Origin of the sequence: Flagellimonas sp. S3867, from assembly GCF_014698935.1 — a bacterium.
GTDB lineage: Bacteria > Bacteroidota > Bacteroidia > Flavobacteriales > Flavobacteriaceae > Flagellimonas.
Window position 1 is genome coordinate 12858 of record NZ_JACVMN010000002.1, and the last position, 19902, is coordinate 32759.

15 protein-coding genes are annotated in these 19902 nt (G+C 39.8%); 12 read left to right on the plus strand and 3 right to left on the minus strand.

Translation table 11 applies throughout. From position 1 onward, the window contains the following. Window positions 1–58 precede the first annotated feature (58 nt). The 4 genes from IAG46_RS07795 to IAG46_RS07810 are packed head-to-tail and all read left to right on the plus strand — an operon-like array spanning window position 59 to window position 6615. Complete coding sequence (locus IAG46_RS07795) at window positions 59–2794, plus strand: PSD1 and planctomycete cytochrome C domain-containing protein (protein ID WP_190809797.1); 2736 nt, start codon at window positions 59–61, stop codon at window positions 2792–2794. A gap of 1 nt (window position 2795) precedes the next feature. Continuing rightward, complete coding sequence (locus tag IAG46_RS07800) at window positions 2796–4304, plus strand: DUF1501 domain-containing protein (protein ID WP_190809798.1); 1509 nt, start codon at window positions 2796–2798, stop codon at window positions 4302–4304. A gap of 28 nt (window positions 4305–4332) precedes the next feature. Further along, complete coding sequence (locus tag IAG46_RS07805; RefSeq protein ID WP_190809799.1) at window positions 4333–5208, plus strand: sugar phosphate isomerase/epimerase; 876 nt, start codon at window positions 4333–4335, stop codon at window positions 5206–5208. Between the two features lie 12 nt (window positions 5209–5220). After that, window positions 5221–6615 carry a c-type cytochrome domain-containing protein gene (locus tag IAG46_RS07810; RefSeq protein ID WP_190809800.1) on the plus strand — a complete coding sequence of 465 codons (1395 nt, stop codon included), beginning with the start codon at window positions 5221–5223 and terminating at the stop codon, window positions 6613–6615. Between the two features lie 21 nt (window positions 6616–6636). Here the strand turns inward: IAG46_RS07810 and IAG46_RS07815 are convergent, their stop codons facing one another. Further along, window positions 6637–7182, minus strand: a complete 546-nt coding sequence (locus IAG46_RS07815; protein ID WP_190809801.1) for an RNA polymerase sigma factor — start codon at window positions 7180–7182, stop codon at window positions 6637–6639. 91 nt (window positions 7183–7273) lie between these two features. Here IAG46_RS07815 and IAG46_RS07820 point away from each other — a divergent pair, with 91 nt between their 5' ends. From IAG46_RS07820 to IAG46_RS07830, 3 genes are all read left to right on the plus strand, one after another. Then, window positions 7274–8443, plus strand: a complete 1170-nt coding sequence (locus tag IAG46_RS07820; RefSeq protein ID WP_190809802.1) for a FecR family protein — start codon at window positions 7274–7276, stop codon at window positions 8441–8443. A gap of 77 nt (window positions 8444–8520) precedes the next feature. Next, window positions 8521–11766, plus strand: coding sequence for a TonB-dependent receptor (locus IAG46_RS07825; protein ID WP_223826627.1), 3246 nt, complete (start codon window positions 8521–8523; stop codon window positions 11764–11766). Window positions 11767–11884: 118 nt separating this feature from the next. Next, complete coding sequence (locus tag IAG46_RS07830) at window positions 11885–13315, plus strand: DASS family sodium-coupled anion symporter (RefSeq protein WP_190809803.1); 1431 nt, start codon at window positions 11885–11887, stop codon at window positions 13313–13315. A 69-nt stretch (window positions 13316–13384) separates the two neighbouring features. Here IAG46_RS07830 and IAG46_RS07835 read toward each other — a convergent pair whose 3' ends face one another. Together IAG46_RS07835 and IAG46_RS07840 are read right to left on the minus strand one after the other, a co-directional pair. Beyond that, window positions 13385–13687 carry a hypothetical protein gene (locus IAG46_RS07835; RefSeq protein WP_190809804.1) on the minus strand — a complete coding sequence of 101 codons (303 nt, stop codon included), beginning with the start codon at window positions 13685–13687 and terminating at the stop codon, window positions 13385–13387. Window positions 13688–14036: 349 nt separating this feature from the next. Then, window positions 14037–14771 carry a hypothetical protein gene (locus IAG46_RS07840; RefSeq protein ID WP_190809805.1) on the minus strand — a complete coding sequence of 245 codons (735 nt, stop codon included), beginning with the start codon at window positions 14769–14771 and terminating at the stop codon, window positions 14037–14039. A gap of 268 nt (window positions 14772–15039) precedes the next feature. Between IAG46_RS07840 and IAG46_RS07845 the strand changes: the two genes are divergently transcribed. The 5 genes from IAG46_RS07845 to IAG46_RS07865 all read left to right on the plus strand — a co-directional run bounded on the left by IAG46_RS07845 (window position 15040) and on the right by IAG46_RS07865 (window position 19868). Next, entirely contained in the window at window positions 15040–17538 is a 2499-nt protein-coding gene (locus IAG46_RS07845) for a zinc-dependent metalloprotease (protein WP_190809806.1), read from the plus strand. A 174-nt stretch (window positions 17539–17712) separates the two neighbouring features. Continuing rightward, on the plus strand, window positions 17713–17904 hold the full coding sequence (locus IAG46_RS07850; protein WP_190809807.1) for a hypothetical protein: 192 nt from the start codon (window positions 17713–17715) through the stop codon (window positions 17902–17904). Window positions 17905–18008: 104 nt separating this feature from the next. After that, entirely contained in the window at window positions 18009–18449 is a 441-nt protein-coding gene (locus IAG46_RS07855) for a hypothetical protein (protein WP_190809808.1), read from the plus strand. Between the two features lie 120 nt (window positions 18450–18569). Next, a complete protein-coding gene (locus IAG46_RS07860; protein ID WP_190809809.1) occupies window positions 18570–18947 on the plus strand; it encodes a VOC family protein in 378 nt (125 codons plus the stop codon). Window positions 18948–19055: 108 nt separating this feature from the next. After that, window positions 19056–19868, plus strand: a complete 813-nt coding sequence (locus tag IAG46_RS07865) for an SH3 domain-containing protein (protein WP_190809810.1) — start codon at window positions 19056–19058, stop codon at window positions 19866–19868. The last annotated feature ends 34 nt before the right edge of the window (window positions 19869–19902 follow it).

Genomic DNA, 19902 nt, shown 5'->3' on the forward strand with positions numbered 1-19902 from the left:
ACTTTCAAAATTTCCTATATTTATGATTCACAGCGTTTAGCGCTTTCCGAGCATAAATATGAACAAGAAAATAGTATCCGTTATTGGGGTGATTTTGGGTTTATTTTCTTTGGTATTCCTATGGAATTTACTCAAACCTTCAAAAGAAGTGGATTTCAGTGCGGAAATCAAACCCATCCTCAACAAACATTGTATCACGTGTCATGGTGGGGTCAAAAAAAATGGAGGATTCAGCCTTTTGTTTGAAGAAGAGGCCTTCGCAAATACTGAATCGGGCAAACCTGCCATTATTCCAGGCAACGCATCCGGAAGTGAGTTCATAAAACGCTTGAAGGAAGAAGATCCTGAACTTCGAATGCCCTATGAAAAACCAAAGCTCTCTGATGAGGAAATCGACTTGTTGACCAAATGGGTAAACCAAGGCGCAAATTGGGGTGAACATTGGGCATATAGCCTGCCCCAAGAAGTTGAAATTCCAAAACTGACCGAAGAAGCCGGCTTTTCGAGTGAAAATACAGCTGTCGTTAACAATGGTATAGACCAATTCATACTTCACCGCTTAAAAAAAGAAGGTGTAGAACCAAGTCCGTCCGCAGAAGATAATATACTGGCCCGAAGAGTGGCCTTAGATATTACTGGACTCCCACCAAATACTGTACTATTTCAAAATTATAAAACAGGAAAGCTTGATTATGAAGGCATGATAGACAGCCTCTTGGCTCAACCTTCATTCGGTGAAAAATGGGCCAGCTGGTGGTTGGATATGGCCCGCTATGCGGATACAAAAGGCTATGAAAAAGATTTAGGGCGAAGCATGTGGCAATATCGTGACTGGGTTATCAAGGCTCTAAATAATGATCTACCCTATGATCAATTCACTATAGAACAATTGGCTGGAGATTTATTACCAAATCCTTCCATTGATCAGTTGATCGCCACAGCATTCCATCGAAATACCATGAATAACGATGAAGGAGGAACTGATGATGAAGAATTTCGGGTTGCGGCAATAATCGATAGGGTGAACACCACTTTCGATGTTTGGCAAAGCACCACAATGGGTTGCGTGCAATGTCATGGACATCCATATGATCCTTTCAAACAAAAGGATTATTACAATGTAATGGCATTTTTTAACAATACGCGAGATGAAGACACCCCAGATGAAGCTCCAGCATTGCGATTTTATACTCCTGAACAACAAGAATCAATTGATGAAATCAATACGTGGTTATCAAATCATGGTGATGAAAATACCGCCAAGGTTTATACAGATTTTTTGAGGTTCCAGGAACCTGTATACAAATCCCATTCGTTACAAGATTTTATCAATGGATCCTATGATGACCATGCTTCTGCAGTACTTTGGAACAATGGTTCATGCAGATTGGAAAACGTATTTACCCATGGTTCAGAATACCTCTATTTTAAGCACTACTCCTATTATAGTGGGGTTTCATTCACCATTCGAAAAGATAACGCCGAAGGCGAAATTCTGACTCAATTTACGTTGAATAAGACCGAAGAACCCGTAACCAAACGAATCCCCATCAAAAGAGTGCATGGGCCGATCAACATTCATATTGAAATAAATAACCCCAAGATTCCCAAAACCACGAATGCTCTGCATATTTATTGGCTAGGATTTTTACCAGATATTCCTGGAAGTGACCAAGCTGGTTTTTCCAGAATTCAGAGAGCGTTTGACAAAGCAATCGACTTTAAAGCTCCAATTCTGCCTGTCATGGCCGAAAATCCGGAATATATATCGCGCAGCACTCAAGTTTTTGAACGTGGAAATTGGTTGCTACAAACCGATACGGTGCAGCCAGCCACACCTTCGGTGTTGAATTCTTGGGAAGCATCTTGGTCCAAGGACCGTTTGGGATTTTCCAAATGGTTGGTCGACAAAAAAAATCCTTTAACCGCTCGAACTTTGGTGAACAGAGTTTGGCACCAAATCTTTGGTAGAGGTCTTTTGTCAACTGTTGAGGATATAGGTTCTCAATCCGATTTTCCTTCCCATCCAGGTCTACTGGATTGGTTGGCATTGCGATTTATGAATGAACACCAATGGAGCATAAAAGCGCTTATTAAGGAAATTGTAGTATCTGGCACCTATCGCCAAAACTCAGAATTGACCCCTGAAACCTATCAACAAGATCCAGAAAATGAACTTTATGCAAGGGGTCCCAGACTACGATTAAGCGCCGAACAGATTCGTGATCAAGCCTTGGCTGTTTCAGGTTTGCTCAGCCCCAAAATGTACGGCCCAGGAGTAATGCCTCCACAGCCCGAAGGAGTTTGGCAAACGGTATATAGTGGCGAACAATGGTTAGAAAGTAAAAATGAAGATCGTTATAGAAGAGCGGTGTACACCTATTTAAAGAGAACAAGCCCTTACCCTTCTTTCCTCACTTTTGATGCAGGTAGTAGAGAAGTATGCACCATCAGAAGAACGGTTACCAACACACCCTTACAAGCATTGGTAACATTGAACGACCCTGTATATCTAGAAGCGTCATACCATCTGGCAAAAGCAATGCAATCCTCTGATACTATTGAAGAACAATTGATTCATGGTTATGAAAAAGCAACCCTATCAACAATATCCCCCGAAAAATTAAATGCGCTAAAAGCGTTGTATGATACTTCATTGAACGAATTCAAAAAGGATAATGATGGGTTAATTCAGTTTTTACATTTTGATGCAAACCCAACAGCAGAACTCGGAGCGTTGACCGTGGTAGCCAATGCGATAATGAATCTAGATGAATTTTTAACCAAGGCCTGAAATGGATCAGATAGAACGACTTATCAGAGAGAAATTGATGCGGGATGCGCAAGCCAAGACCCGAAGGCATTTTATTAAAGATTGTGCAACTGGTCTGGGTGGATTGGCCTTAGGCTCCATTTTTTTAGGTTGTGATCCATTGGAACCAAAAGGGAAAAAAGAAAAAATAGTCTTCTCGGACAGAGATCTAAACCCGCTGGCTACTTTACCCCCTCCTTATACTCCAAAAGTAAAATCAGTCATTTACCTTCATATGGCAGGTTCACCTTCACAGTTGGAAATGTTCGACCACAAGCCCGTTCTCCATAAATTGAACAATCAAGATTGCCCGGAATCTTTATTACAAGGCAAAAAATTCGCTTTCATAAAAGGCACCCCAAAACTATTGGGCCCTCAGGCCGAATTTTCACAAGAAGGTGAATCTGGCAATTGGGTATCCAACTATTTACCCCATTTCAAGAAAGTAATCGATGAGGTAGCTTTTTTAAAAGCTGTGCATACCGACCAATTCAATCATGGGCCGGCCCAGTTGTTCATGCATACAGGGAGTCCCAGGTTGGGAAGGCCTAGCATTGGAGCATGGGCAACTTATGGTTTGGGGTCAGAAAATCAAAATTTGCCCGGGTTTGTGGTGTTGACTTCCGGCGGAAAAACCCCAGATGCCGGAAAGAGTGTATGGGGAAGTGGTTTTTTACCCTCAGTCTACCAAGGTGTGCAATGTCGGTCCGAAGGAGATCCTGTTCTTTATATAGAGGACCCGAAAGGTATTTCGCGAAACCTCAAAAGAAGTACCATAGATGCCATCAACAAAATCAACAAAGAAGAATATGCCAAGTATGCAGATCCAGAAATCCTGGCGCGCATCAACCAATATGAAATGGCCTATCGCATGCAAATTGCCGTTCCTGAAATCATGAACATTGAAAGTGAGCCGGAAAACATTAAAGAAATGTATGGGGTGGAGCCTGGAAAAGAGTCTTTTGCCAACAATTGTCTATTAGCCCGTAAATTAGTGGAAGATGGTGTTCGGTTTGTGCAATTGTTCGATTGGGGCTGGGATAGTCATGGCACCGATCATAGCACCGCAGTTGACCTTGGGTTACGCAATAAATGTCGTGAAATTGACAGGCCCATCACAGCTTTGCTGTTAGATCTAAAACAACGTGGACTACTTGATGAAACATTGGTTGTTTGGGGCGGTGAATTCGGCCGTACCCCAATGCAGGAAAACAGGGGCAACAAAGAAATGGGTTTCAAGGGTAGAGATCATCATGGCGATGCATTTACCATGTGGATGGCCGGCGGAGGTGTAAAAAAAGGAGCCTGCCATGGCAAAACGGACGATATCGGATTTTTAGGTATCGAAGGCAGAGTATCCGTTCACGATGTTCATGCCACCATTTTGCATTTACTTGGCTTTGACCATGAGGAGTTCACCTTTGAATTTCAAGGAAGAAACTATAGACTGACCGATGTTGAAGGAGAAATAATTAAAGAAATACTTGCATAAAACCAACCATAACCAACTTTGAACATTTATGAAAAAAGTTCTTATTGTCCTCTTCATGCTTCTCTGGGTTCAATCACCTGCTCAAGAGCAAAAAATCCTATTTTTCCAAACCAACTGGGGAAATACCCTCTCATGGGATGCATTTTGCGAAAGGGCAAAAACTTCCGGATTCGATGGAATCGATATTTGGTTACCTTCTAAATCTGAAAGCCAAGATGCACTTAAAATCGCTTTAAAAAAACATGGGCTATTGCTCAATTTAATGCACGGAACCAATAAAAGCATCCCTTTCAAACAAAGTTTGGTTCAATTTGAAGAAAAACTCAAGGCTTTGATACAATGGAATCCAGTCTTGATCAATTGCCATACAGGAAGTGACTTTTTTACTCAAGAACAGAATCAAGCCTTTATCGATATCGGCAACAAAATTTCCAGTGAGAGTGGCATTCCGGTTTATCATGAAACGCACAGGGGAAGATTTAGTTACAACCTTCCGGATACTAAAAAGTATGTCAGTGATATTCCAAATCTAAAATTGACGTTGGACATTAGCCATTGGATGGTGGTCCATGAATCCTTGCTGGAAGGTCAAAACAAGGATTTGGAAGCAATTATAGATCGTTCATACCATATTCATGCAAGAGTTGGACATGCCGAAGGCCCACAAGTTAATAACCCCGAAGCCCCTGAATGGAAAAAGGCTTTGGATAGGCATATGGAGATCTGGGAGCAGATTATTCGCAAACGTTGGGCAGAAGGTCAACATACAGTAACTATTACTTCGGAGTTTGGCCCGCCAACCTATTTACCAGCACTTCCATATACTCAAATTCCCGTTGCCGACCAATGGAAAGCCAATGTGTTCATCATGAATGCCTTGAAAAAAAGGATGAAAATTGAATAAGCCCTTCTCACTATGGATATTCTGAAGCAGTTTTTAGGCCGTTTGCACCCTATTTTGGTCCATTTACCCATTGGCTTTATCATTTTGGGACTTTTGCTGCAGTGGTACGACAGAAAAATCCGTGCACATTCCAAAATTATAGCCTTGATTTTCCTTTGGGCTGGCATCCTTTCCGCCTTTGCATGTGTGACGGGATATCTGCAATATTTGGGCGAAGGCTATGCTTTTGACACCGTAAAATGGCATTTGTGGTTAGGAATCACTACTACTATTTTTTGTTTTTTGATGTATTCTAAGATTTCTGAAAAGCCGATCTTGGTATTTCTCAAAAAGTTTCCAATCTTATTGTTTTCTTCGCTTTTGTTTGTTCTGATTTCATTCACAGGGCATTTAGGAGGTGATATTACCCATGGCAAGGGATACCTGCTTGAACCCTTTCCGAACTCAGTGAAATCCTTTTTTGGCCATGAAATCTTCGAAGAAAAACCCATTGTCCTCAACGAGGAAAATTGGGAGAACTCGCTATTTTATGAAGATGTGATTCACCCTTTGATCAATAACAAATGTGTTAGCTGCCATAACCCTAAAAAGTCAAAGGGAGAGTTAAAACTTCATTCTTTGGAAGACATGCTGGTCGGTGGAGAAAATGGAGAAATCATTGTGGAAAACAATCCAAGTGAAAGTCCATTGTATAGCAGACTTATATTGTCCAAGGATGATGAAGACCATATGCCTCCGAAGGAAAAAACCCAACTCACGAAGGAAGAAATTACATTGATAAAAACGTGGATATTGCACGGCAATCCGTCCAATAAAACAATAGGGCACTTAGGATTACAAAAAGAGCTTTTTCTATCATTCTTTCCTCAAAAAGAAAATAAAATCTATCCGGATACCACCATTGCAGCAGCTCCTTCAGATTCAATAGCACACATTAAAATGTTCGGGCTACACGTGCAGCAAATCAGCAATGTTTCAACCTTTTTAAGTGTTTCCAGTATCAATAAACCCTCTTTTAGCAACAGCGACTTTGAAATATTGAATCCGATACTCAAGCATATAGTGGTTTTGGACCTTGGTGGAACGCAGGTAACTGATGACATTTTTGATAAACTCACCTCCCTACCTCATTTAACTACTCTAAAACTGGACGATACCTCCATAACCGGTGATGGAATTGAGCTTTTATCCCAATTGAAATATTTAAAATCAATAAATCTGACCCATACAGATTTTGGAGACTCCTTTATCCCATTGCTCAAAGAATTTAAAGCATTGGAAAAGGTCTATTTATACAATACCAAAGCGAATCCAAAGGACTGGCAACGTTTAAAAGAAAATCAGACTGTTTTGGATTATGGGAATTACGAATTGCCAAAAATAGCAGCTGATTCCATTATTTATTGAAGATTTGAAATTGAAGATGGGTCACAGCATTAAAACCGATGCATTTTCTCGAATTATCCGAAGAGCTTTGGACATTTGGTTTTCCACGGTCTTAATCGAAATACCCATATCTTGGGCTATTTCGCGATATTTTCTTCGCTCTAGCTTGTTCATGATAAAGATTTCCTTGCATTTTGGAGGCAACTTATCAATAAGCTCTTCCAACTTGAGCAAGGTTGTTTTGAAATAGGTATCGTCCTCCTTCTGTTCAAAATAGCTCTCGTAAATGGTATCCCATCGAATTTTATCCAATAAGTCTGGTTGCTTCTTCTTTTTACGAAGTTGCTGCAAAAACTGGTTATGGCACGACTTGAACAAATATCCCTTCAAAGAACCTTTAATAGTAATCTGTTTCTTTTTCTCCCAAAGCCTTACCATCACCTCCTGAACAATATCCTTGGATAAATTCCTGTCCCCACTCAATTGAAAAATGTAGTTACATAACCAATCATAGTGATGGTTAAATAAATATTCATAAGCCTGAATCTCTCCTTGCTTAAGCTTTTCAATAAGTTCTTGCTCATCCATAGTACAGCGTAAACTGGTTAAAAGTAAAAAAATAAAATAAATAGGGGTTTTTTGAACATCCTGCATCTTTATAACACAACCCTATGTAAAAATGCAAAATAAAGAAGCATTGATTGAAAAGTTTTTAGCCAGGACCATTTCGCCTTTGGAGCGAAGAATACTAAAAAAATGGGTGCTGACAAGGAGAGAAAATCTTGAATTTTTTAAGAAAGAAATTAGAAAACGTTCAAAAAATACGCTCTACCACCATTTTGATGAAAGCGAAGCTTTTAAAAGATTTATGGCCACTGTTGAGAAGAAGCAAGCCAACAAAAGAGTTCCTAAGAACTTCTTGAAATATGCAGCCGTTTTCGTAGGATTGTTATCTATTGGGTTTATAGCCTATCGCTCATTGAACTATGTTGAGCAACCGGAAATTCTGGTTCAAATTGAAGAACCAGGTCAAAAGAAACAAAGTAATGTTGTTATTTCACTTGCAGATGGCACGGAACGAGTCATCACTTTGGATGGAGCAACAGAACTTGTTGACAAAGACGGAAAGACCATCGCCAAAAAACAAGCACAAGGATTGGATTTTAGTCAACTTGACAATAGCCTGGACCAGAATCTTGTTTTTAATGAAATTTATGTGCCGTTTGGACAAACCTTTAATCTCACACTTTCTGACGGAACCAAAGTTTGGTTGAATGCAGGAACTCGATTAAAATTCCCTCAAAACCTAAACTCAGCTACTCAAAACCGTATCGTTTATCTGGAAGGTGAAGCCTATTTCGATGTTACCAAAGATAAAAACAGACCTTTTATAGTCAATGCAGAAAATCTGGATATCAAAGTCTTGGGAACACAGTTCAACGTATCCGCATACAAATCGGACGGCAAAATAGCCACCACACTTGTTGAAGGTTCGGTAAACGTCTATGAAAACTCCAATCCTGATGCAAAGGTTTTATTGACACCGAGTTATCAAGCGGCTTTTATCAAGGAAAATGGCACCATCGCCAAAAAGAAAGTGGACACTCGAATATTCACAAGCTGGATGGAAAACAGATTGATCATAGACAACCTAACATTTCAAGAGATTTTGGCCAAACTGGAAAGAACACACAATGTTTCCATTCAAAATCAAGTTGAAAACCTAAAAGGTGAGGTATATAAAGGGGAGTTTGAAAATGAGGATATCAAAACAATCTTAACCACAATTGCCGCGAGCACACCATTTACGTTTAAAATTGAGAACAATGTAATTACAATTACAGAATGAAAAAGGGAAGGTGTTGCACCACCTTCCCCAATACTAGATCGCTAACATGGATTATTAACAATCAAACACTCAAAATTATGAAAAAAAGCATGGTTTTCAAGTCACCTTTATTCTTGGTGGCCAATGCAAAAATGTCATTTAAAATGAAGATTAGTTTTTTATTTACTTTCTTTATTATATGCCAGCTCTCTGCCAGTGACATCTACTCGCAGAAAAGGGTTCATTTCGAATTTGAAAATGTTCCCTTGAAAGAAGTACTCAACGAGATAAAAAAACAGTCAGGTTATAAGTTTTTTTATAACGTAAAAGAAATTGATGATACCAAAAAGACGTCATTATCCGCTTCTGATGAAAAGATATTTGCCGTTTTGGACAGGCTTTCGGCCCAAGAAAGTTTGGAGTATTCCATAAACGGAAATCAAATAGTTCTTAAAAGAAAATCCCTGGATAACCTGAACTCTTCCTCTAAGGCCCAACAGGAAATTAGAGGTTCTGTAAAGGATGCCGATGGCAATCCCCTTCCTGGCGCCAATATTTTGGTAAAAGGAACCACTAATGGTACACAAGCCGATTTTGATGGTAATTTCACTCTTGAACTTGATGACGAAAATGCCACTCTTGTAGTTTCGTATCTGGGATTCAAGACCACAGAAGTAGGTTTAAATGGTCAATCCAACATTGCTATTATACTTAAGGAAGATGCTGCCCAGCTGGATGATGTTGTAGTTGTGGGATCCAGAAACCCCAATAGAACAGCCACTGAAACAACCGTTCCGGTTGATGTTATTGACATAGCTGCGATTGCCAATCAAGGCCCCCAAGTAAGCGTAAACCAGATATTGAACTATGTAGCACCTTCTTTCACTTCCCAATCACAAACAGTTTCAGATGGTACTGATCATATTGATCCTGCCTCGCTTCGTGGTTTAGGTCCTGACCAAGTTTTGGTTTTGATCAATGGCAAAAGAAGACACAATACTGCACTTATCAATGTAAATGGTACCGTTGGTGCCGGTAGCGTAGGTACGGACATGAATGCCATTCCCGCTGCAGCCATTCAACGTATTGAAGTGCTTCGAGATGGAGCCGCCGCACAATATGGTTCAGATGCCATTGCCGGGGTTATCAATATTGTGTTGAAAAAAGCAACAGGAAAATTAGACCTTTCATTGACCTCTGGAGCTAACTTCAGTGAAAACAGCAATCAGTTTGAAGGTGGAAGTGACGGAGAAAAATTCCAGTTGGATGCCAATTTCGGACTTCCCATCGGAGATAGAGGCTATATCAATTTTACAGGATCTCTATCCACAAGAGAACCCGCATTGAGAAATAAAGATTACGCTGGTGATATTTTTCAAGGTTTTCATGGAGCCGAACGTATTTTTGCGGCTGGCGGAGGTACTGTAGCCGATATGACCCTTCAAGATTATGCCAATGCTTCGCAAAGCATCGGTTATCTGGATCAAACTGTAAAGGATCAAATTGCAGGATTAAACCTAAATGATGACACCGATATTGGCACATTTCGTGATTTGTTAGGTTTTGATGCAGATGAAGATGAATTGGCCGCCCGTGGCCTTACTCGTGAAGATTTCAGATTCAAAGTCGGTACTTCCAGACTTAGAGAAGGGAAGTTTTTTGCCAATATGTCCATTCCAGTTTCAGAAACAACCGAGATTTATGGTTTTGGCGGCATCAGCTACCGTCAAGGTTTGGCCTCTGGATTCTACAGAAGACCTGCACAAGGTGATGGCCGTGCCAATACCCCTGCATTTCCTAATGGATTTTTACCCAATATTGGAACAGATATTCTAGATCAATCCCTTGCCGTTGGTATTCGAGGAAAAGTTAACGAATGGGATGTCGATTTCTCCAACACTTATGGAAGAAACACTTTTGATATTACAGTAGGTAATTCCAGTAATGGAACTCTTGGGGTCGCCACACCGCGTTCCTTTGATGCCGGTGGATTAGGCTTTACCCAAAACACCACCAATTTGGATTTCAGTCGATTCCATGAAGATGTTTTTGAAGGTTTCAACGTAGCGTTTGGCGCTGAGTACAAAGTTGAAAAGTATGAAATTGTGGCCGGAGAAGAATCATCGTTTACAAGCTATGATATTAATGGTAACCCTGTTAATAGCATCACGCCTGATGACCAATTGGTACGCAACAATTTCACTGGTTCGCCATTGGGAGGTGGAGCTCAAGTTTTTAGAGGATATGATCCTGGAAACGCGACTGAAAAATTCAGAAACAATATTTCACTGTATGCCGATTTTGAAGCTGATTTTACCGAAAATTGGTTGGTAAGCTTGGCTGGTAGGTACGAGAATTATTCTGATTTTGGTAGTACTTTCAACTATAAGCTCGCAACAAGATTAAAGCTTACGGAAAATCTTGCATTTAGAGCTGCAAACAGCTCGGGTTTTAGAGCACCCTCTTTGCATCAACAGTTCTTTAGCAGAACAAGTACGGTTTTTGTAGATAATGTCCCTTTTGAACAAGGCACCTTTACCAACGATAGTAGAGCCGCTTCCCTAATCGGGATTGATAAATTAAGAGAAGAAACCTCCAATAGTTTTAGCGCTGGATTAACCGGAAATTTTGGTGAATTCACGATAACTATTGACGGATACTTGATCAATATCGATGATCGAATTGTTTATAGTGGAAGCTTTGGCAATGGCGGCGATCCAGAACTAACAGGAATCTTCGATTCAGCTGGAGCTACAAGTGCCCGTTTCTTTGTAAATGCCATTGATACAAAATCCTCTGGTTTGGATGTTGTTATTTCCCATAAAACAGTGGTGGGAGATGCCACCTTAAAAAATGATTTGGCGGCAACTTTCAACAAGACGGAAGTGGAAGACATTTTTGTTCCAACACTGATAGCCAATGCCGGCCTGAGCGGTTCATTCTTTGACGGACAGGAGGAAGCCTTTTTAACTTTGGCACAGCCTCGAACTAAATTGAACCTTACCAATCTGGTTTCCCTTAATTCATGGGATTTTATGTTGCGTAATGTATTCTTTGGTGAAGTTACTGATCCCGATGATTTTAATGGAGATGCAAGGGTCGAGGGAACCACGGTAAGTGATGATGCGGTTTATGGTGGAAAATTGGTGACTGATCTTACGGTGACCAAATCATTTTCGGAAAATCTAACACTAACAGTTGGTGCCAACAATCTCTTGGATGTTTATCCTGATGAAAACAGGGCCGGAGGTACTTCCGGAGATCAATTTGTGTACTCAAGAAGAACATCACAATTTGGATATAGCGGACGTTATCTGTTCGCGAGATTACGTTTAAGTCTGTAATGTTTCATACTGCTTAAATTATTTGAGTTTGGTTTATTGATAAAACCCTCCTTTAAAGGAGGGTTTTTTTTATGCCATCTAGACTGCTATCTTTAGAGCTTTGAATTCTACTTCTGAAATGGAAAAATCCAAAATCCTCGGACTCCTTTTAGGTCCAATCGCATTCTTTATCTTGATTAATCTACCAACAGAACTGGTCTCCGAAAAAGGAGATTCCGTGATTGCAGTTGCTGTCTGGATGCTTATTTGGTGGATTACTGAAGCTGTTTCCATCTCTGTTACGGCACTGTTGCCTTTATTGTTGCTGCCCATACTTAAAATATTACCTATAGCAGAAGTAGGAGCGAACTATGGCAGCCCCATTGTTTTTCTCTTCTTTGGTGGATTTGTGATGGCTTTGGCTTTGGAAAAAGTCAATTTACATAAACGCATAGCTTTAAACATTATTCGCTTGACGGGTACAACACCCAATAAGGTAATTTTGGGTTTTATGATCGCCACCGCCTCATTGAGCATGTGGATCAGTAATACGGCCAGTACTGTGGTAATGCTACCAATTGCCCTTTCCGTTATCAATCTTTTGATCGATGATGAAGATGGATTTACAAAAAATGACAAGAATTTTGCCCTTAGTGTAATGCTCGGCATCGCTTTTTCGGCCAATGCAGGTGGAATTGCCACTGTAATAGGCACTCCACCCAATTCAGTATTGATAGGGCTTCTGGAAAACGAATACAATACAGAAATATCATTCTTAAAATGGATGACGTTGGGACTCCCCTTTTCAATAATCATGGTCACTATTTGCTATGTAGTGTTGGTAAAATGGATGTTTCCCAATCGGGATTTGAAGTTTAATGCATCCAAGGAAGTGATCGATACCGAGCTTGAAAAGTTAGGCCCGACTTCTGGAAAGGAGAAATTGGTCCTTGCCATTTTTGGTGTTACTGTTTTTCTCTGGATTTTCAGAACCCTGATCAACGCTATTTTTCCGCAACTCGGACTAACAGATACCATGATAAGTATTTTTGCCGCCATTGCTCTTTTCTCCATTCCCTATAATCTGAAAAAGGGAGATTTCATAATCCGCTGGAAAGATACTTCAAGACTTGCCTGGGGAATTTTAATTCTGTTTGGGGGAGGACTTGCTTTGGCCAAAGGCATGTCTTCCAGTGGCATTGTAGATATGGTGGCCGCAGCAATTGCGACCAGTGATATAAGCATTTTGTTAACCGCTTCCCTACTGATTCTATTAATGCTCTTTATGACCGAATTGATGAGCAATGTTGCCCTGGTAGCGGTACTGGCTCCCGTAGTGGCAGGTATTGCCATAGGATTGAACATTCCCATCCTCTATTTACTGATTCCGGTGACCATTGCCAGTAGTTGTGCCTTTATGCTGCCCATGGCCACACCGCCCAATGCCATTGTTTTTGCTAGCGGTTACGTAAAAATTGCACAGATGGCTCGGGTTGGGATACTCCTGAACCTTATTGCAGTTGGACTTTTGATCTTGGTTTTTCAGTTTGTGGTACCGATGCTATTCTAAAACAACAGCCCCTCCAAATTGGAGGGGCCATAATCAAACTAACTAACTCAAAAAAGTATGAAACTAACTTTACTGTATATACGGATCAAAACCTTCTGGAAGGTATCCTGAAGTGTTAAATCCAAGTTCTACATGGTCGCATTCGTCCATATAGTTTATTGCCTTCAATGAAAATGAACCACTATAAGGATCAAAATTTTCTGGCAGATATGGTGCCGTATCAAAGCCCAGCTCCCAATCTTGATCTTGTTCGATAAATACTACTTTATTTATATCGAATTCCTCTTTCGGAACTTCTGGCTTCATTGCACTTGCAGCCGCTACGAAAGCTATTCCTGCAAGCATACCAAGTTTAAAATTTCTATAATTCATTACCGTCGTTTTTAATTGTTGTACAAAGGTAAAACCACATTATGTGAAGTTTATTACAATTAGTTTTTTGTTAACGTAGTGTAGGAAATGGGTAAAAACCGAGTCCATAATTCTAGGTTTGGATTATTGACAACCTAGCGGTTTTGGAAAGTTTAATTTGTAGGATTGTTAGTATTAAAACCGATTTATTGCCATTTACACTTAGTCGAATTTTGTGTTATTTTTTTGTTAACTCCCCTAGAAAGCAATCCGGTGCAAATAAATTAACCTTAAAACAACAAAAAGCCCTCTAACGAGGGCCTTTCTAACTAACTCAAAAATTTGTAAAATGAAAACTAAAACATCCTACTTAGTTTGCCCTTGCATATGGGTCAAAACCTTCTGGGAGATACACTGAAGCATCAAAACCCAAATCTATATCTTCTTCCTCCATATAATTAATAGAAGTCACTTCAGCTGAACCTTCATAAGGATCAAATCCTTCCGGCAACATGTACTCACTGTTAAGGCCCAGGTTAAGCTCAACTTCCTCTTCTATATAAGGGATGGAATTCAAATCAATATACGTTTCGTAAGGCGAAAAACCTTCTGGCAAATAATCCTTGGTGTTGAAGCCTAGATCATTGTCTTCATACTCCATATAGTTTATGGAATGGACATCAACGATGTCGGTATAAGGGTTAAATCCTTCAGGCAAATGCTCGGAAGCATTAAAATCAAGGTTCAACTCAGTTTCGTCTTCGATGTATATAATGGAATTCAAATCAAAATAAGTTTCATAGGGGTTAAAGCCCTCGGGAAGGTAATCAGAGGTGTCAAACCCCAAATCGTCCACCGATTCTTCTTCTACGAATTCTATTTCGTTTAAATTCAGTTCAAAGGACAACTCATTATACATAGCGCATAATTTAGAAGTTGCTCCTTCTACCTCAGCATTGATCTGCAATACTGTAAAATTGTTCTCAAACGTACCGGTGGATTCCAATTTGGTTTCTACAACAGGGACCGCCGTACTTTGTTGGTCGTTTGCTACAGCGGTACTACCTAAGAGTACGCAACCGTAAATCATTAATAATTTGTTCATTTTTGATTGAATTTTTTGATTGATGATGTATGCTTATAAGACTACCCATATTCTAAAATGTTACAGCTTTTTAGTTTTTTTAAGGAAAAACAAATTTCCCCTGAGCTCAGCTATAGGTGGCGTTTCAACGGGAAGCACCAGTAAAATTAGATACTCCCAAAGGTTACTATATTCCAGAAAAAAGTTGAGAGTTAATATTTATTTAACAGTCTGTTTTTATGTTTTTTAGGTTCTTTGGTGGCTATTCATTACATCAAACCGACATCAAATGATCAAAAACGTTCTTACCAAAGTTTTCTTCGCCCTTTTTCTTATTGGTGCAGTTCAGTCTTCAGACGCTCAACTTTTTAAAAAGAAAAAGAAGAAAACCGAACAAAATGCGGACAGTAAACCAAAAAAAGGTGAAATCAAACCTTACGAAAAGGTAATCACCAAAGAGGCAAAAACAGATAAAGGACTTTTTCAAGTTCATCAAGTAGAGGACAAACATTACTACGAGATTCCCGATTCTCTTTTTAATAGGGAGATGTTGATGGTAAGCCGAATTTCCAAAACCGCTACGGGAATTGGTTTTGGAGGAGGAAAAATCAACACCCAAGTGTTGCGATGGGAAAAAAAGCCCAAAAAAGTATTGCTTAGGGTGGTTTCCTACGGAAATGTAGCTGCTGATTCATTGCCAGTACATGAAGCCGTGGTCAATTCAAACTTTGAACCTGTGCTCTTTGCGTTTGACATAAAAGCGTTCAACAAAAAAGATTCCTTAAACCTGGCTACGGTCATTGAGGTGGACCCATTGTTCAGTAAGGATGTAAAGCCATTGGGCATGCCTGATGGAAGAAGAAAACAATACAAAGTAAGTCGATTGGATGGGGACCGCAGCTATATCGAGTCAATTAAAAGTTATCCATTGAACATTGAGGCGAGACATGTAAAAACTTATGCCGCAGGCGCCCCACCAAGCAATCAAAGTTTAGGTTCCATTTCCATAGAAATCAACAATTCCATGATTCTTTTGCCAAAGAACCCGATGAAGCGTCGCTATTTTGATGAACGTGTGGGTTGGTTTGCAAGAGGCCAGGTTGATTATGGTTTAGATGCACAAGAAAGTAAAACCGTTCGTTATTTAGATCGCTGGAGACTTGAGGTTAAAGATGAGGATATTGAAAAATACAAGGCAGGAGAATTGGTAGAACCCAAGAAACCTATTATATATTATGTAGACCGTGCAACACCAAAAACATGGGTTCCTTATATTAAACAGGGAATCGAAGATTGGCAAGTTGCCTTTGAGGCCGCCGGATTTAAAAATGCCATCCTTGCGAAGGACCCTCCTACCAAGGAGGAAGATCCCGAATGGTCTCCCGAAGACGTTCGGTATTCCGTAGTGCGTTATCTAGCATCACCCATTCCAAATGCCAACGGACCTCATGTAAGTGATCCTCGAAGTGGTGAAATTTTGGAATCTGATATTAATTGGTACCATAATGTAATGACCTTACTTCGGAACTGGTTCTTTGTGCAAACAGCAGCCATAAATCCTGAAGCGCAAACTGTTGCTTTCAAAGATGAGATTATGGGTCGATTAATCCGTTTTGTATCGGCGCACGAAGTAGGACACACTCTAGGGCTTCCACATAATATGGGAAGTAGTGTTGCCTACCCAGTGGATTCCCTTCGTTCCGCAAGCTTTACCCAAAAATTTGGTACTGCTCCCTCCATAATGGATTATGCCAGATTCAACTATGTTGCCCAACCCGAAGATAAAGGTGTGGCGCTCATGCCCAATATTGGCATCTATGACAAACATGCAATCAAATGGGGGTATAAACCTATTTTAGACACTGCTGCAGAAGATGAAAAGCCCATTTTAAATGGTTGGATCAGAGCTCACGATAATGACCCCAGATATAGATTTGGGCATCAACAAGTTGGCGATATACATGATCCAAGTTCACAAACTGAAGATTTAGGAGATGACGCCATAAAAGCAAGTTTATATGGTATAGCAAACCTAAAACGTATCATGCCTAACCTTGCAAACTGGACAACCGAAGAAGGGAAGGATTATGATGACCTTGGAACATTGTATGGACAAGTTGTTTCTCAGTTCAGAAGATATATGGGACATGTTTCCAATAACATAGGAGGTGTTTACGAATATTATAAAACCGCTGATCAGGAAGGAGCAGTATATACCCATGTAGACAAAGAACATCAAAAAAATTGCATGACTTTTATGCAAGAGGAATTATTCAAAACGCCCAATTGGCTGATTGATCAGGAAATTTTCAATAAAATTGAATATTCAGGTTCCGTAGAGCGTATCCGTTCCATGCAGGTTCGCTATTTGGACAATATTCTTCATTTGGGAAAACTAGCCCGGATTATTGAGAATGAAACCATCAATGGAACAGAAGCATACGGACTATTGGAAATGATGCGTGACCTCAGAAGAGGAATTTGGTCCGAAACCCGTAGCGGTAAATCGATAGACACCTACCGAAGAAATCTTCAAAAAGCACATATCGACCGTTTAGAATATTTGATGACGGCCAAAAATCAAGGTAAATTGTCAGATTTTGGAGGATATCGTAAATCCACAATCGTGAATACTAGTCAGTCCGATATCCGTTCGGTAGCAAGAGCAGAGCTCAACAATTTGAAACGAGACATTAGAAATGGACTTAATAGAACCTCAGATACAATGAGCAGATACCATCTTCAAGATGCCTTGGAACGTATCGACCTGATTTTGGACCCAAAATAAATTCTATTTTTGTAGGAATTTACATGAAGAAATGGCCTTTTTTGGTTAAACTGTGCGTTTTGTCGATTATACCATGCTTTTCGTCCAGTTCACATCTAAAAAAGACCATTTCACAACATATGATGGATAAGTGCTCTTGCTTTCCCTATTTTAGTAATCCCAAATCTCAAAATCATGACCTACAAAATCAAGAGCTTCCTTTATTTTTTATGCTTTGCCATCGCGGCCTATATATACAATAACATTGAGCAAGAAGATGAAAGGTTTCAAAACCAAGTAAACTCCACATCTGTGGTTGAAACCGATTTCGAGGATGTCGATAATCTTGATGAGACCCAAGAAGATTCTGTAAAGAAATTGGAGTAGGGTCCAAAAATTCCACGTGTTAAATGCTTCATAAATGATGATATGGTGATTAAACCATAGTACATAAGTACTGTCCTAAAACCAAATCATTAAAATTTAAACATATGAAACAGTTAGCAGTATTGTTGGTCTTGATGACCACGATGGGTGTTGTGGCCCAAAAACACACAAAAGGAAGAAAAGGACCAAAGATGGACATGACGGTTGAGCAATTGGCCACCTTAAAAACCAAAAAATTGACCTTGGCCCTTGATCTCACCAAAGCACAACAAGCAAAGGTGATGGACATAAGTTTGGAACTGGCAGAGTATCGCAAAGCAAAGTATGCAGAAATCCAAGCTAAAAGAGAAAGTGGGGAATGGAAAAGACCTACATCTGATGAACGATTTGAATTTGAAAATTCCCGATTAGACCGTCAAATCGCACATCAGCAAAAAATGAAGGAGGTATTGAGCAAAGAGCAGTATCAAACCTGGAAGAAATTGAAACTGAAAAAGGGAATGAACGGCAAAAAGAAAATGCAGGAGAAGGGAAGAAGAGGATAGTGTTTTTTGTTGATTTTAGAAGCCGCGCCGGCCATGGACGCGGCTTCTTTTTTTGCCCCATCCTAATCAGACTGTGAAATCAAAATCGTAATTTGGAATATCCATTAACAATTTGGTTTTATGAATCTCAATCAGGTTACAGTTCCTTCCCTTAACGTTGAAAAAAGTATTGCCTTCTACAACACATTAGGATTACAATTAATTGTAAAGGCCCTTCCTCATTACGCTCGTTTTGTTTGTCCAGATGGGAACAGTACATTTTCTATCCATATGGTAGATCAATTACCTATAGGTGAAGGCATCTATCTCTATTTTGAATGTGTAGATTTGGATGAAAAAGTTGAGCAGCTCCAAGAAAACGGTATTCAAATTGACGAACCGCCTTCTGATCGGCCGTGGTTATGGAGAGAGGCCCGACTTCATGATCCAGATAATAACCGATTGATCCTATTTTTTGCCGGCGAAAACAGATTGAATCCACCTTGGCGAATTAATTGATTCACTTCTTTCACAAAATTTAAAAATGCCCTTCGAACCATTTTAACATTTTAAGGCGTATATATTATAACACCCATAAGGGCTGTCTTAATCTTAAAATGATATAAAATGAAAGTAACTTTGATTTCGGCCCTAACCACTCTATTAACTATATTCTTTTGCTCAGCCCAAGATGAAAACAATAATTCTTGGAATGGGAGTGTTTTTGAACCTGGAGAACAGGTCTATGTCTTTGGTAACAATGTAAAATTGCGTAGTGCCCCAAAAATGGAATCCGAGGTATTGGAATTCTTGAAAATAGGGGAATGGGTCCAGATTATTGAGAAAACAGAATTCTCATGGCCCTATAATGGATACGACTCCCCTTTTTACAAAGTAAAGTATGATGATGCCACTGGTTATATTCTTGGTGGGTTATTGTCCATTGAAAAGAAAAACTTGAATGCAATGGATTACTTTTTCGCTTTCTCCAAGGAAGGGAACCGTGACTTTTTGAATATTAGAAATGTGGTCAGAGGGGAATACCTTGAACAAAAAATTCCGCTTTCCCATACCAATATCGCTATTCATGTAATTGGTGATAGAGGACTTCCCAATTTGGATGGTATTTTATATGTCGATTACATTGCAGAGGCATGTGGTGTAGAAACTGGCGGCATCTATTTTTTTGCACATGCCAGCGGACTCACCAAAGTGGCCGAGCTTTCTGAAATTTCTGATGCAGGGGTATCCTATCGTTCTGAACAGTTTATTTTTCCAGATGACCAAGGCGGCATTCCTGGTAAAATATTTTTCAAAAAAGAGCAAGGAGAAAACCTTGATGAAGCTTCGCTTTGGACCAAAACTTTTGTCGAAACCAGACAATTGAGTTGGGTTGATGGCAAGTTGGTTCCAAATTATCAGCAAAAAGCACCTCATTAATAGATAGATCCTTCCATAAATTTATTGGAGGAAT

Bases quoted from the DNA above. Each gene is read 5' to 3' on its own strand.
- IAG46_RS07855 (WP_190809808.1), top strand. From the start codon at position 18,009: ATGAAACAGTTAGCAGTATTGTTGGTCTTGATGACCACGATGGGTGTT.
- IAG46_RS07810 (WP_190809800.1), top strand. From the start codon at position 5,221: ATGGATATTCTGAAGCAGTTTTTAGGCCGTTTGCACCCTATTTTGGTC.
- IAG46_RS07865 (WP_190809810.1), top strand. From the start codon at position 19,056: ATGAAAGTAACTTTGATTTCGGCCCTAACCACTCTATTAACTATATTC.
- IAG46_RS07860 (WP_190809809.1), top strand. From the start codon at position 18,570: ATGAATCTCAATCAGGTTACAGTTCCTTCCCTTAACGTTGAAAAAAGT.
- IAG46_RS07835 (WP_190809804.1), bottom strand. From the start codon at position 13,687: ATGAATTATAGAAATTTTAAACTTGGTATGCTTGCAGGAATAGCTTTC.
- IAG46_RS07825 (WP_223826627.1), top strand. From the start codon at position 8,521: ATGAAAAAAAGCATGGTTTTCAAGTCACCTTTATTCTTGGTGGCCAAT.
- IAG46_RS07840 (WP_190809805.1), bottom strand. From the start codon at position 14,771: ATGAACAAATTATTAATGATTTACGGTTGCGTACTCTTAGGTAGTACC.
- IAG46_RS07795 (WP_190809797.1), top strand. From the start codon at position 59: ATGAACAAGAAAATAGTATCCGTTATTGGGGTGATTTTGGGTTTATTT.
- IAG46_RS07800 (WP_190809798.1), top strand. From the start codon at position 2,796: ATGGATCAGATAGAACGACTTATCAGAGAGAAATTGATGCGGGATGCG.
- IAG46_RS07850 (WP_190809807.1), top strand. From the start codon at position 17,713: ATGACCTACAAAATCAAGAGCTTCCTTTATTTTTTATGCTTTGCCATC.
- IAG46_RS07845 (WP_190809806.1), top strand. From the start codon at position 15,040: ATGATCAAAAACGTTCTTACCAAAGTTTTCTTCGCCCTTTTTCTTATT.
- IAG46_RS07830 (WP_190809803.1), top strand. From the start codon at position 11,885: ATGGAAAAATCCAAAATCCTCGGACTCCTTTTAGGTCCAATCGCATTC.
- IAG46_RS07805 (WP_190809799.1), top strand. From the start codon at position 4,333: ATGAAAAAAGTTCTTATTGTCCTCTTCATGCTTCTCTGGGTTCAATCA.
- IAG46_RS07820 (WP_190809802.1), top strand. From the start codon at position 7,274: ATGCAAAATAAAGAAGCATTGATTGAAAAGTTTTTAGCCAGGACCATT.
- IAG46_RS07815 (WP_190809801.1), bottom strand. From the start codon at position 7,182: ATGGATGAGCAAGAACTTATTGAAAAGCTTAAGCAAGGAGAGATTCAG.